General features: G+C 71.6%; 11 protein-coding genes. 4 read left to right on the top strand and 7 right to left on the bottom strand.

All coding sequences use genetic code 11. The features are described from left to right. Positions 1 to 299: 299 nt before the first annotated feature. A complete protein-coding gene (locus tag AB0D31_RS28735; protein WP_362728455.1) occupies positions 300 to 1,064 on the bottom strand; it encodes a DUF4232 domain-containing protein in 765 nt (254 codons plus the stop codon). Between the two features lie 346 nt (positions 1,065 to 1,410). Here AB0D31_RS28735 and AB0D31_RS28730 point away from each other — a divergent pair, with 346 nt between their 5' ends. Further along, entirely contained in the window at positions 1,411 to 2,925 is a 1,515-nt protein-coding gene (locus AB0D31_RS28730; RefSeq protein ID WP_362728453.1) for a helix-turn-helix transcriptional regulator, read from the top strand. 35 nt (positions 2,926 to 2,960) lie between these two features. On the opposite strand, the gene argS is transcribed toward AB0D31_RS28730, so the two are convergent. Further along, positions 2,961 to 4,718: an arginine--tRNA ligase gene (gene argS / locus AB0D31_RS28725; RefSeq protein ID WP_362728452.1), complete on the bottom strand. Its 1,758-nt coding sequence runs from the start codon at positions 4,716 to 4,718 to the stop codon at positions 2,961 to 2,963. 178 nt (positions 4,719 to 4,896) lie between these two features. Between argS and lysS the strand changes: the two genes are divergently transcribed. Continuing rightward, positions 4,897 to 6,648 carry a lysine--tRNA ligase gene (gene lysS / locus AB0D31_RS28720; RefSeq protein WP_362728450.1) on the top strand — a complete coding sequence of 584 codons (1,752 nt, stop codon included), beginning with the start codon at positions 4,897 to 4,899 and terminating at the stop codon, positions 6,646 to 6,648. A gap of 105 nt (positions 6,649 to 6,753) precedes the next feature. Here the strand turns inward: lysS and AB0D31_RS28715 are convergent, their stop codons facing one another. The 3 genes from AB0D31_RS28715 to AB0D31_RS28705 form a co-directional block, all read right to left on the bottom strand. Continuing rightward, a complete protein-coding gene (locus AB0D31_RS28715) occupies positions 6,754 to 8,085 on the bottom strand; it encodes a DUF2637 domain-containing protein (protein WP_362728448.1) in 1,332 nt (443 codons plus the stop codon). A 104-nt stretch (positions 8,086 to 8,189) separates the two neighbouring features. After that, positions 8,190 to 8,966, bottom strand: a complete 777-nt coding sequence (locus AB0D31_RS28710; RefSeq protein ID WP_362728447.1) for a DUF3558 domain-containing protein — start codon at positions 8,964 to 8,966, stop codon at positions 8,190 to 8,192. Positions 8,967 to 9,000: 34 nt separating this feature from the next. Then, positions 9,001 to 9,918, bottom strand: a complete 918-nt coding sequence (locus AB0D31_RS28705; protein ID WP_362728445.1) for a DUF3558 domain-containing protein — start codon at positions 9,916 to 9,918, stop codon at positions 9,001 to 9,003. Between the two features lie 229 nt (positions 9,919 to 10,147). On the opposite strand from AB0D31_RS28705, the gene AB0D31_RS28700 reads away from it, so the two are divergent. Further along, entirely contained in the window at positions 10,148 to 11,341 is a 1,194-nt protein-coding gene (locus AB0D31_RS28700; RefSeq protein WP_362728443.1) for an RtcB family protein, read from the top strand. Positions 11,342 to 11,431: 90 nt separating this feature from the next. Here the strand turns inward: AB0D31_RS28700 and AB0D31_RS28695 are convergent, their stop codons facing one another. Both AB0D31_RS28695 and AB0D31_RS28690 read right to left on the bottom strand, forming a co-directional pair. Further along, on the bottom strand, positions 11,432 to 12,196 hold the full coding sequence (locus AB0D31_RS28695) for an SDR family NAD(P)-dependent oxidoreductase (protein WP_362728441.1): 765 nt from the start codon (positions 12,194 to 12,196) through the stop codon (positions 11,432 to 11,434). 184 nt (positions 12,197 to 12,380) lie between these two features. After that, positions 12,381 to 12,716 carry a YnfA family protein gene (locus AB0D31_RS28690; RefSeq protein ID WP_362728439.1) on the bottom strand — a complete coding sequence of 112 codons (336 nt, stop codon included), beginning with the start codon at positions 12,714 to 12,716 and terminating at the stop codon, positions 12,381 to 12,383. A 363-nt stretch (positions 12,717 to 13,079) separates the two neighbouring features. Between AB0D31_RS28690 and AB0D31_RS28685 the strand changes: the two genes are divergently transcribed. Continuing rightward, on the top strand, positions 13,080 to 13,661 hold the full coding sequence (locus AB0D31_RS28685) for a hypothetical protein (protein WP_362728437.1): 582 nt from the start codon (positions 13,080 to 13,082) through the stop codon (positions 13,659 to 13,661). The last annotated feature ends 41 nt before the right edge of the window (positions 13,662 to 13,702 follow it).

The following is a 13,702-nucleotide window of genomic DNA, read 5'->3' as shown; positions in this document are numbered from 1 at the left end:
CTTCGCTGCTCGATGCCGGGCGGCACCTTCAGCCTGTCCGGCGATTGAGGACGAGCGCCCTTCAGGCGCGAACGGGGTCTGGGGCGGAGCCCCAGGGGGCCGCACTCTTGAGTTGCCGCACGGGCGGGCGGGGAAGGGTGCTTCGGGTTTGGGGCGGAGCCCCGGGGGCCGTGCTCTTGAGGTGCCGTACGGGCGGGCGGGTGGGGAAGGGGGCTGGGGCGGAGCCCCGGGGGCCGGGGTTTTGAGTTGCCGCACGGGCAGGTGGGGGACCCGCAGGATTTCGACTACCCGCCGGACGGCTACCACGCGTCGATCGCCGACAGGTCCGACTGCCAGTACGTCACCACCGCCTGGCTCGGCACAACCGCGACGCTCTTCGTGAGTGAGGCCCGCGCGGCGGAGCCCGTGGAGCCGTTGGCGTCCTTGTTCTGGAAGTGCACCGAGACGTGCGAGGTCGTCCGCGGCTTGCTGCCGTCGTCCTCGCCCATCGTGCGCACCATCGCGTAGGCGGACGCGCCGGGGGAGAGCGAGACCACCGCCTGCGGAATCGTGTCCTTGTCCACGGCGAGCGGCGACTGCTGGTCGTCGAAGAAGGACACGGACGGCGCGTAGTAGGCGTTGCACAGGGTCGAACCGGTGTTGGTGACCGTCAGCAGTATGTGGTTGATCGGACGCGTTACCGGCGTCGCGGTCAGCTTCACGTTCGCGCCGGTGCAGGACGCGTCGGAGGAACCGCCCCCGGAAGAGGGCTTCTTCGCGGACTTGCCGCCCGAGTTGCCGGCGCTGCCGGACCCGCCGCCCGTCCCGCCCCCAGGGTGCTGGGCGGAGGCCGAGCCCGCGCCCTTGCTCGAGCCCGTACCCGTACCTGAGTCCTTGCCGGGGCCCGAGTCCGTGCCCGAGCCCTTGCTGTCGCCCGCCGGGGTGGCGGCGGGGGAGACCGACGACGGCTTCTCGGCGGCCGTCGAGCCGCCGTCCGAGCCGTCGCCGCCACAGGCGGTCAGGGCGAGGGCGGCGACGAGGGTGGAGGTCGCGGCGGCGGCGATGCGGAAGGCGCTGGTACGCATGGTGAGGGTGCTCCCCGTGTGAGTAGGTGAGGTGGTGTGCCGGTCCGCGGTCTGTGCGCGTCAGCGGCGGTAGTGGTGGATCAGCGTGACGAGCGTTGCGATGGACGCGGCCAGGACGACCACGGCCATCGAGTCCGTCACGTTGAACCGGATGCGGAATCGCATGGGTTGCTCCCCGGAGCGAGCTGTTCGGCTGCTTGCTGCACCTACCTTGCGGGCCGGTCCGGCGGCCCGGCAACGAGCAAGGGACAATGGGGGAAGCTGGAACGCTGAAACACCCTTTGACCTGGGGAAACAACCTGTCCCTGGAATGCGTTCCTGGGATGGATGGGGAGGGAACCGGGGCATGGCGACAACGGAGTCCGAGCAGTTCGCGGCGCTGCTGCGGGAGTTGAAGGACCGCTCGGGGCGCAGCTACGGGGTGCTGGCCGGCCGGCTGCACATGAGTACGTCCACGCTCCACCGGTACTGCAACGGGGACGCGGTCCCCACCGAGTACGCGCCCGTCGACCGGCTCGCCCGGCTGTGCGGCGCGAGCCCCGAGGAGTCCGTCGAGCTGCACCGGCGCTGGATCCTGGCGGACGAGGCCCGCCGCCGGGCACGCGGCGCGGGACAGGGTGCGAGTGCGGGGCCGGGGGCGAGTGCGGGGGCGACCGACCTCGACACCGACCGCACCGCGCCCCGCAACACCGACCCCGCCGTCGGGTCCGCCGAGCCACCCGCCCCCGGCCCCGCCGAGCCACCCGCCCCTGGCCCCAACGAGTCAGCCGCCCCCGGCCCCAACGAGTCAGCCGCCCCCGGCCCCGCCGTGGAGCCCGCCCCCGCCCCCATCGAGCCACCCGCCCTCGACCCCGCCGAACTACCCGCCGTCGGCCCCGCCGAACGACCCACCGGCCGGCCCCCCGCGCCGCGCTCCCGTCTCGCGCGGCTCGTCCCGGTGCGCCCGCTCGGGCGCAGGACGCGGCTCGTGCTCATCGGTGCTGCCGTTGTCGCGGTCGCCGTGCCGGTCACGGCCGTCGCCGCGCTGTCGGGAGGCCCGGCCCGCAGCGACACCGTCGCCGACACCGCCGCGCGTACGAACCCGGTCACGGGCAGCGCCCGGCCGCCCATGTCCGCCGGCCCCAGCGCCGTGCCCAGCAGGAGCCCGAGCCCGTCCGGCTCACCCTCCGCGTCCTCCTCGTCCTCGTCCGGCGCCCCGGGCCCGAAGGTGCAGCCGAAGCACAGTGCGGCGAGCGGCACGCCCGTCAGCGTGGGCATCAGCTCGTACGACTGGGACACGCCCTGCGGCAAGTACTACCTGCTCGACCAGAAGCCCACCGCCGTGCCGCCGCCCCCGCCCAACGTGCAGGACCGGCGCTCCTGGGCGCGGGCGCTCGGCGGGGTGGACGGCGGGGACCTCAAGCTGGAGCTCACCACGACCGGCAAGGGCGACGACGCGGTGGTGATCACCGGGATCGGCGTGCGCGTGGTGGGGCGCGAGGCGCCGCTCGACTGGACGGCGTACTCGATGGGGTCGGGCTGCGGCGGCGGCGTCGTACCGCAGTCCTTCGACATCGACCTGGACGCGCCGCAGCCGGTCAGCAAGCCGATCGCCGGTCACCAGGGTGACGACGTCGTGCCCGCCAAGGACTTCCCGTTCAAGGTGTCCACGAGCGACCCCGAGGTCTTCGACCTGAACGTGCACACCGAGGGCCACGACGTCAGCTGGTACCTGGAGGTCGGCTGGAGCAGCGGCGAACGCTCCGGCAGGGTCACGGTGAACGACGGCGGCAAGCCGTTCCACACCGCCGCGATCAAGGGCCGGCCGTCGTACGACTACAACACGGACAGCAACGCGTGGGAGAAGCTGGACGTCCAGTGAACAACCAGCCCCTCCCGCGCGGGAGTTGACGCTGACTACAGGCGCTCGGGCGTCCGGATGCCGAGCAGGGCCAGGCCCCGGTTGAGCGTCCGCGCGGTCAGCTCGGACAGGAACAGCCGGTTCTCGACCTGCGCCTCGGTGTCGGCCTTCAGGACCGGGCACTGGTCGTAGAACGTCGTGAACAGCGAAGCCAGTTGGAACAGGTACGCGGCCACCTTGTGCGGCGCGTACTCGGCAGCCGCCTCGAAGACCAGGTCGCCGAACGCGTCCAGGTGCAGGGCCATCGCCCGCTCCGCCGGGGCGAGTTCGAGCTCCGGGTGGGCGGCGGGCGCGACGTGGTCCGCCTTGCGCAGGATCGACTTGATCCGGGCGTACGCATACTGGATGTACACCGACGTGTCGCCGTTGAGCGACACCATCTGGTCCAGGTCGAACTTGTAGTCCCGGTTCGCCGAGGTGGAGAGGTCGGCGTACTTGACCGCGCCGATGCCGACGTACCGCCCGTTCTCGACGATCTCCGCCTCGCTCAGGCCCACTTTCTCGGCCTTCTCGCGCACCACGGCGGTGGCCCGCTCGGCGGCCTCGTCCAGGAGGTCCTCCAGCTTGACCGTCTCGCCCTCACGGGTCTTGAACGGCTTGCCGTCCGCGCCGAGCACCGTGCCGTAGCCCATGTTGTGCGCGGTGACGTCGTCGCCGAGCCAGCCCGCCCGGCGGGCCGTCTCGAAGACCATCCTGAAGTGCAGCGACTGCCGCACGTCGACGACGTAGATCAGCGAGGTCGCGGCCAGCTCGGTGACCCGGTTGCGGATCGCCGAGAGGTCGGAGGCCGCGTAGCCGAAGCCGCCGTCGGCCTTCTGCACGATCAGCGGGACCGGCTGGTCGTCCTTGCCCCGGATCTCGTCGAAGAAGACCACGAGCGCGCCCTCGGAGCGCACCGCGACCCCGGACTCCTCAAGGAGCCGCGCCGTCTCCGGCATCAGGTCGTTGTACGCGGACTCGCCGACGATCTCGTCGTCGCGGATCTCCATGTCCAGCTTCTCGAAGACCGAGTAGAAGTAGACCTTCGACTCGTCCACGAACTGCTGCCACAGCTCCAGGGTCTCCTGGTCGCCGGATTGCAGGGCGACGACCCGCTTGCGGGCCCGCTCCTTGAACTCCTCGTCGGAATCGAAGACCGCGCGCGACGCCTTGTACACCCGGTTCAGGTTCGACATGGCCTGCTCGCCGTCGACGTCGTCGGCCGGGGCCAGCTCGCCGGGGTTCTCGATCAGGTACTGGATGAGCATGCCGAACTGGGTGCCCCAGTCGCCGATGTGGTGCCGGCCGATCGTCTTCTCGCCGGTGAAGTCGAGCATGCCGCGCAGCGCGTCGCCGATGACCGCCGACCGCAGGTGGCCGACGTGCATCTCCTTGGCCACGTTGGGCTGGGCGTAGTCGATGACCGTGACGCCCGGATTCTCCTTCAGGGGCACGCCGAGCCGGTCGTCGGCGGCGCGCGCGGCGAGCGTCTCGATGATCGCCTTGTCGGCGAGCATGATGTTGAGGAAGCCGGGGCCCGAGACCTCGATCTCCTTGATGACGTCACCGCCGACCTGGTCGACGACCTTGGCCGCGAGCTCGCGCGGGTTGCCCTTCAGCTTCTTCGCGAGGGCGAGGATCCCGTTGGCCTGGAAGTCGGCCCGGTCGCTTCGGCGCAGCAGCGGGTCGGTGGAGCCGGCCTCCGGCAGGGCAGCCGAGAGAGCGTCCGCCAGGCGCTGCTGGACAGTGGAAGCGAGGGAATGGACCGAGGCCATGAGGTGCCGTTCCTGTCGGGAGTGATCGGGAGTGAGGACGTTTGCCCTCCGATTCTCCCACGCGGCCCCCGCCCCTTTCTCCGGAGATACGGGCAACCCCGGAGGTGCTCCTTCCGTCTGGGAGAATGGCCGTGCCGGCCTCTCTCAGGCAGACGAAGGCAGTACGAGAAAGAAGGACGTGCCGACCGTGGCTCAGAGCACCACCGAGACCGACTGGGTCTCCCGTTTCGCGGACGATGTCATCGCCGAGTCGGAGCGACGTGCGCCCGACGCCGCGAAATCTCCCGCCGAAGCCCCGGTGGTCGTCGTCGCGTCCGGCCTGTCGCCCTCCGGCCCGATCCACCTGGGCAACCTGCGCGAGGTCATGACCCCGCACCTGGTCGCCGACGAGATCCGCCGCCGCGGCTACACCGTCCGTCACCTGATCTCGTGGGACGACTACGACCGCTACCGCAAGGTGCCGAACGGCGTGCCCGGTGTGGACGAGTCGTGGAACGAGCACATCGGCCGCCCGCTGACCTCGGTCCCCGCGCCGGTGGGCTCTGCGTACCCGAACTGGGCGGAGCACTTCAAGGCCGCCATGACCGCGGCGCTTGCCGAGCTCGGCGTCGAGTACGACGGCATCAGCCAGACCGAGCAGTACACCTCGGGCGTCTACCGCGACCAGGTGCTCCACGCGATGAAGCACCGCGGTGACATCGACGCGATCCTGGAGCAGTACCGGACGAAGAAGGCCCCGGGCAAGAAGTCGCAGAAGCCCCTCGACGAGGCCGAGGTGGAGGCCGCCGAGGGTTCGGGCGCCGCCGCCGAGGACGACGGCACCGGCTCGACGGGCTACTTCCCGTACAAGCCGTACTGCGGCGGTTGCGGCAAGGACCTCACGGTCGTGACGGCGTACGACGACGACACCACCGAGCTGACCTACACCTGCTCGGCGTGTGCGTTCTCCGAGACCGTGCGGCTCAGCGAGTTCAACCGCGGCAAGCTGGTCTGGAAGGTCGACTGGCCGATGCGCTGGGCGTACGAGGGCGTGGTCTTCGAGCCGTCCGGCGTCGACCACTCCTCGCCGGGCTCCTCGTTCCAGGTCGGCGGCCAGATCGTGTCGCTCTTCGGCGGTGTCCAGCCGATCGGCCCGATGTACGCGTTCGTCGGCATCAGCGGCATGGCCAAGATGTCCTCGTCCAAGGGCGGTGTGCCGACCCCGGGCGACGCGCTGAAGATCATGGAGCCGCAGCTCCTGCGCTGGCTGTACGCGCGCCGCAGGCCCAACCAGTCCTTCAAGATCGCCTTCGACCAGGAGATCCAGCGGCTCTACGACGAGTGGGACAAGCTGGAGGCGAAGGTCGCCGACGGCTCGGCGCTGCCCGCCGACGCGGCCGCCCACTCCCGTGCCGCCCGCACCGCTGCCGGTGAACTCCCGCGCACCGCCCGCCCGTTGCCGTACCGCACGCTCGCCTCGGTGGTGGATGTGACGGCCGGCCACGAGGACCAGACCCTGCGCATCCTCACCGAGCTCGACCCGGCCAACCCGGTCACCTCGCTCGACGAGGTGCGGCCGCGTCTGGACCGCGCCGAGAACTGGATCACCACCCAGGTCCCGGCCGACCAGCGCACCCTGGTCCGCGAGGAGCCCGACACCGAGCTGCTCGCCTCGCTCGACGAGCAGAGCCGCGAGTCGCTGCGTCTGCTCGTCGAGGGCCTCGACGCGCACTGGTCGCTCGACGGCCTGACCACGCTCGTCTACGGCGTGCCGAAGGTGATGGCGGGCCTGGCGCCGGACGCCAAGCCGACGCCGGAGCTGAAGGTCGCCCAGCGCTCGTTCTTCGCGCTGCTCTACACGCTCCTGGTGGGCCGCGAGACGGGCCCGCGCCTGCCCACGCTGCTGCTCGCCGTGGGCGCTGACCGGGTGCGCAAGCTGCTCGCCGCCTGATCGTCCCGCAGAGCAGAGGGCCGCCACCCGGTGCGGGTGGCGGCCCTCTGCGTGTCCGGCTCAAGTGGACGTACCAGTACGGCCAGTACGGTTGCTGACGTACCGTCAGGCGATGTAGTCCTCGGCGTCCCGGGTCGCCTCGAAGTGGCGCTTGAACTGCGGGTACAGCTGGCGCAGCACGGTGGCGCTCTCGGGGTAGCCGACGCCGTGCTCGTCCGTCAGCTTTATGTCGAGGGTCTCGACGGTGGGGTAGTCGCCCTCACTGTTCACGTGCTGGCTAAACACGTCATAGGCGAGCTCCGCGAACTGGGCGAACTCGTCCTCCGTCGGGACGGGCCGGGGCGCTTCCTCCTGCTCCGGCGCGGGCTGCGGGCCGCTCGCGCGCGGGCCGCTCGCGCGCGGGGCGGGCACGCCGAGGGGGCGTTCGCGTCCGGGGCCCGAGGGGACCATCACCGGCTCCCGCTCCGGCTGCGCCTGCTGCGTCTGCTCGGGGCCGGGCTCGGCGAAGGCCGGGTCGTACGTGCCCGCGTACTCCTCGGGCGAGATGTGCTGGGCGGCGAACCAGGGGCTCTCGTGCGTGGTCGGGTGCTCCGGCTCGATGTAGCCCGGCTCCTGCTCGGGCCACGGTTCCTGCGCCTGCTCCCGGGTCTGGCGCGGGGGCTCCTCGGGCGGGGTGTGGGTGTGCGCGGGCGGCAGCTCCGGCTGCGGCTCGGGGCGCGGGGGCTCCGGCGCCGGCGGAAGCAGCACCGGGTCCATGCCGGCCGCGGCGAGACCGGCGGGCGCGGTCTCGGCGAGCGGCACGCCGAACTTGGCGAGCCGCAGCGGCATCAGGGACTCGATGGGGGCCTTGCGGCGCCAGGCGCGGCCGTAGACGGCCTGGAGGCGTGCCCGGTAGACCAGCCGGTCCTGTTCGAGCTTGATGACCTGCTCGTAGCTGCGCAGCTCCCACAGCTTCATCCGCCGCCACAGCCGGAAGGTGGGGATGGGCGAGAGCAGCCAGCGGGTGAGGCGGACGCCCTCCATGTGCTTGTCGGCAGTGATGTCCGCGATCCGGCCGACCGCGTGCCGGGCCGCCTCCACGGAGACCACGAACAGGACCGGGATGACCGCGTGCATGCCCACGCCCAGCGGGTCCGGCCAGGCGGCGGCGCCGTTGAAGGCGATCGTCGCGGCCGTGAGCAGCCAGGCCGTCTGGCGCAGCAGCGGGAACGGGATCCGCATCCAGGTCAGCAGCAGGTCGAGGGCGAGCAGCACACAGATGCCCGCGTCGACGCCGACCGGGAAGACGTAGGAGAAGTTTCCGAAGCCCTTGTGCAGCGCGAGTTCGCGGACCGCGGCGTACGAACCCGCGAAACCGATCCCGGCGATCACCACGGCACCGGCGACCACCACCCCGATCAGGATGCGGTGCGTCCGTGTCAGCTGAGTCGCGGCCACCCGCGTCCCCTCCCCTTGTCAAGCAACTGGCGGGCACAGCCTGGCACATACGTACGGAGTCCGGCCCACAGGGGAGGGCCGGACTCCGTACGGTTGCCGTGGCGCTACTTGTTGTTGGCGGCGGCCACCGCCGCCACCGCCTCCTTGGCGAGGGCGTTCGCGCCGCCCTGGACGTTGCCGGTGTCCGGTGCGTCCGCGCCCTGGTAGCCGGTGCCGTTGTAGTCGATGGCGATCACGGCGTTGGCGGTGCGGACCACCACGACGGCGTAGCGGAAGGTGGCCTCGTCCTTCTTCAGGTCGAACGTGATCGAGGTGGCCTGGTCGCCGAGGCCGGAGACCGGGGCGGTCTTCACGTTCTGCGCGTTGTCCGTGGACTGCGCCGACGAGACCGCGTGGTCGAACTGCTTCCGCGCCAGCACGTCACCGCTGCCGAGGCCCGGCGTGGAGTCGTAGCGCTTGAAGTCGATGTCGAGCCAGCGGTACTGCGAGCCGTCGACGCCCTTGTCCTCCAGGCCGTTCCAGGTGCAGCTCGCCTGCGACTGCGGGTCCGAGGTCTTGCCGACCACGCCGGCCTTGGCCTTCGCCTTCGGCACGTACTCGTCGATCGCCTTCTCGCTGATCGACGGGCACGGCTCGGGCAGCTTGGTGAACTTCGCCGGGGCGAGGGAGGGCGAGGCACTGGACTGCTTGCCGCCGGACGCGGAGGACGACGAGGAGGCGGACGCCGAGTCCGGCTTCTTCTTGTCGCCGCCCGAGTCGGAGGAACAGCCCACTGCGACGAGCATCACAGGGACGGCGGCACAGGCGAGGACACGGGCGAGCCGGATGCGCGGGGCCGGGGCGTGCGCCTTTTCGGGGGTGGCCGGGGCTGATCGGTGCATGATTCCTTCGCTCTTCGTTCTTCGCGCTGGCGCGCTATTCGTTGAACTGCTCGACGAGCCTGCCGGCCATGGCCTGGGCCTGCTCCTGCAGCTCCTTGCTGTCGGGGACCGCGGCGGATGCCATGGCCTGGGCGGCGTACTCGATGGTCACGATGACGTTGGACGTACGGAAGACCACTGTGACGGTACGTTGTCCGGCGCCCGCGCCGCCGCCGGTGCCGGCCTGGGACGCCACGTCGTTGATGAACGCGGCGTCGCCGAGCCCACTGAGCCTGCGCGGCTGGAGGCCGCCCGGGTCGGCGCCGTCCGAGGGGCTCGGCGAGGTCGTGGGGCCGGTGCCGCCGGGCGAGGGGGTGCCGCTCGGGGAGACCGGGCGGCCGGGGGCCAGGACCGGGGCGCCGGAGCCCGCGGATCCGCCGGAGGCCTTGGCCGTGGGCGGTGCGGACGACCCCGACGCGCTCGGGGAGGCGGGCGGTCCCGAGGGGGACGGGGAAGCCGGCGCGGAGCTGCGGGGCGCGGGCAGGTTGGCCGCCGCCTCCTTCTTCGCGTACAGCTGCTGGGTCTGGTCGTCGTCGCTCACGGTGGGGTCGTACGACACCACCCGCTCGAAGTCGACCGTGAGCCTTCGCACACCGTCGGCCGTCTCGTCCTTCCAGCGACAGCCGACCCTGCGGTCGGTGTCGTAGGTCAGGTCGGCGGAGCCGGCGTACTCCTTCGCGGCGTCGGCGTCGGCGAGGGAGGCCGCGCCCGGCAGCATGTCCTTGAGCGTGCTCCGGGCCACCGCGTGGCAGGGCTCGGGCAGGGTGCGGTACTTGCCGGGCGGCGCGGGGGCGGACTTGGTCACGCCGCCCTTGGAGTCGGTGCTCGATCCGTCGGATCCGGAGGCCGCGGAACAGCCGGAGGCGAGCGCCACCAGGAGTGCGAGACCAGGCACATACGCCTTTCGCTGCACGGTGCGAAGGCTCCTTCCAGCAGGACGACGGTGGGGGAAAACCGGTTGCCGCCGCGGGGCGGTGGCCGGACACAATGTGTATCGCACGTGCACCTGTGAACGCCGGTCCACTGTCCTGGTTGTGGTCCTTGGTGCCAGTTTTTGCGATACGTGCGTCATGCGGCTTTCACGCCGCTTTCCGTCCACGGTTTTCGCTGACGGGTTCTCACTCACGGGGGATCGAAGAATTATGTCGTACACGGAGATGCCCGGGGCGCGGGTGTCCATCAGGATGTGGACCGACCCGGCGTCGGTCGACGCGGGCGCGATGCAGCAGTTGCACAACGTCGCCACCCTGCCGTGGATCAAGGGGCTCGCGGTGATGCCCGACGTCCACTACGGCAAGGGCGCCACGGTGGGTTCGGTCATCGCCCTGCACGGCGCGGTGTGCCCCGCCGCGGTCGGCGTCGACATCGGCTGCGGCATGTCCGCGGTCAAGACCTCCCTGACCGCCAACGACCTGCCGGGCGACCTCTCCCGGCTCCGCTCGAAGATCGAGCAGGCCATCCCGGTGGGGCGCGGCCTGCACACGTCACCGGTGGACCCGGGCCGGCTGCATGGCTTCCCGCTGTCGGGGTGGGACGGGTTCTGGGAGCGGTTCGGGGGGATCGCCGATGCGGTCAAGTTCCGTGCGGAGCGCGCCGCGCAGCAGATGGGGACGCTCGGCTCGGGCAACCACTTCGTGGAGTTCTGCCTGGACGAGTCGGGCGCGGTCTGGCTGATGCTGCACTCCGGGTCGCGCAACATCGGCAAGGAGCTCGCCGACTTCCACATCGGCGAGGCGCGCGCACTGCCGCACAATCAGAACCTCGTCGACCGCGACCTCGCCGTCTTCATCGCGGACACCCCGCAGATGGCGGCGTACCGCAACGACCTGTTCTGGGCGCAGGAGTACGCCAAGTACAACCGGGCGATCATGATGGCGCTCTTCCAGGACGTCGTCCGCAAGGAGTTCAAGAAGGCCAGGGTCGCCTTCGAGCCTGTCATCTCCTGCCACCACAACTACGTGGCGGAGGAGCGGTACGACGGCATGGACCTGCTGGTCACCCGCAAGGGCGCGATCCGGGCGGGCGCGGGGGAGTTGGGGATCATCCCGGGGTCGATGGGCACGGGCTCGTACATCGTGAAGGGCCTCGGCAACGAGGCGTCCTTCAACTCGGCCTCGCACGGCGCCGGCCGCCGGATGAGCCGGAGCGCGGCGAAGCGGACGTTCACCACGCGCGACCTGGCCGAGCAGACCCGGGGCGTGGAGTGCCGCAAGGACGCGGGCGTCGTGGACGAGATCCCGGGTGCGTACAAGCCGATCGAGAAGGTCATGGACCAGCAGCGCGACCTGGTGGAGGTCGTGGCGAAGCTCAAGCAGGTGATCTGCGTCAAGGGGTGAGGGGGCCTCGGGCCGGCCGGGGCCAGGTGCGTTCCGTGTGCGAGGGGCTCCCGCGCACACGGTCGGCCCCCCGGGCCGGACCCTGGCCGGCTACAGCTCGCGGTGGACCTTGGTGTTGGAGGCCTGGGCGCGGGGGCGGACCACCAGCAGGTCGATGTTGACGTGGCTGGGCCGGGTCACAGCCCAGGTGATGGTGTCGGCGACGTCCTCGGCGCTGAGCGGCTCGGCCACGCCCGCGTACACCTTCGCGGCCTTCTCGGTGTCGCCGCGGAAGCGGGTGGTGGCGAACTCGTCGGTCTTCACCATGCCGGGCGCGATCTCGATGACCCGCACCGGGCGGCCGAGGATTTCGAGCCGGAGCGTCTCGGCGAGCACGCGCGCGCCGTTCTTCGCGGCCACGTACCCGCCGCCGCCCTCGTAGGTGGCGTGGCCGGCCGTCGAGGACAGGATGACGACCGCGCCGTCGCCGGAGGCTTCGAGCGCGGGCAACAGGGCCTGGGTGAGGTTGAGCGTGCCGATGACGTTGGTCTCGTACATCTGCCGCCAGTCGTCCGGGTCGCCGGTCGCGACCGGGTCGGCGCCCAGCGCGCCGCCCGCGTTGTTGACGAGCACCCCGATGGTGCTGAACGCGGTGGCGAACTCGTCGACGGCGGCGCGGTCCGTCACGTCCAGCGGGTACGCCGTCGCCTGGTGGCCCGCCTCGATGATCTCGGCCGCGAGCGCCTCGATGCGGTCCTTGCGGCGGGCGGTCACCACCACGCGGTAGCCGGCGGCGGCGAGCCCGCGGGCGGTGGCGGCACCGATCCCGCTGCTCGCTCCGGTGACGACGGCGATCGGGGTCCCGGCGGCAGTCATGTCGTGCTCCTCGCGCGTGTGGTGAGTACGCCGCCAGGATAGGCGGCCAGGACAGGCGGGCCGGCGCGCGGCCGCGTTGCCGGGCCGGCGCACGCCCGGCCTTGCCGGGTCGACGGTCCCGAGCAGCGCGGACGTACGGGCTCGGGGGCGGCGGGGGTAGAGGTGAGGGAGGCGGCTCGCGCGCTCAGCGGTCTCGCGGGGCGTACATGATCACGGCCATCCCGGCCAGGCAGATCAGCGCGCCGGTGACGTCCCAGCGGTCCGGGCGGTAGCCGTCCGCGACCATGCCCCAGGCGATCGAGCCCGCCACGAACACACCGCCGTACGCGGCGAGAATCCGGCCGAACTCGGCGTCCGGCTGCAGCGTCGCCACGAAGCCGTAGACGCCGAGCGCGAGGACACCGGCGCCGATCCAGACCCAGCCCCGGTGCTCCCGCACGCCCTGCCATACGAGCCAGGCGCCGCCGATCTCGAACAGGGCGGCCAGGACGAACAGGAGCACGGAGCGGGCGACGAGCATGGGGCCAGGGTGACATGGGCGGGCCGACGCCCGAGGAATGCTCCGCGGTTCCGGTGCTCCGGTGCTCCGGTGCTCCGGGGTTCCGGGGGTTTCGAGTTCCGCGGATTCGGTTCCGGGCGGGCTCGGGGTGGCGTTCCGGCGAAATAGGGGGTGAAAGGTACCTTTTCGCCCATGGTCGTTCGTGTGATGAACAGATGGAACAGATCGAGCGGATTGAGCGGATTGAGCGGATTGCGTCGAGCATGTGGCGCGGCTGAGCCGGGTGGTGTGGGCACGCCGGGCGGTGTGGGCCAGGCGAGCGGGGTAGGTGAGTCCGGCGGTGTGGGCCGGCCTGGCAACGCCCGGGCGGTGCGGGCGGCTTGGGTGGCCCGCGGGGCACGCGGGGCCCGCGCGGCGCGAACCCGCGGGAGCCTGGCGACCGTCGCCGTCGCCGTACTGGCCGCGGCGACGCTGATCGTCACCGGCACGCCGAGCGGGGCGACCGGCCCCGGCGACGACGACGGCGGCGGTGGCGCGACCACGGCGGGTTCGGGTCCGGTGGCGGGCGCCGCCGACGCCGGGGTCGAGGCGGACGTCTCGTACCACGGCCATGTCTCCCTGTGGAACGGCCGCCTCGGCCTCTGGCTCGCGACGGCCAACCACGGCCCCGCGCCGCTCGCCGGGGCCACCGTGCGGCTGCGCTTCTCGGTGCCGCTCGACCGGGACGCCACCCTGCCGCCGAGTTGTCTGCGCACCGGCCCCGCCGTGGTGCACTGCGGCACCGGCGCGATGCGGGCCGCGGGCAGCGGAGTACAGCTCGCCCTGGACGTGGCGACCGTCGGCACCCCGAACGAGGTGGGCGTCGACATCGACACCGTCTGGAACGGCGGCATCAGCGATCGCAATCTGGTGAACAACACCCATCGGGTGGACGCCCTGGCCACGGGCGACGCGTACTCGTTCTGACTGGACGCCCTGGCCACGGGTGACGTGTACTCGTTCCGGCT

This window comes from Streptomyces sp. NPDC048361 (assembly GCF_040651795.1).
In the GTDB taxonomy this organism is placed as follows: Bacteria; Actinomycetota; Actinomycetes; order Streptomycetales; family Streptomycetaceae; genus Streptomyces.
The sequence above is the reverse complement of the archived record's forward strand: the minus strand, read 5'-3'. Positions and strand labels throughout refer to the sequence as shown.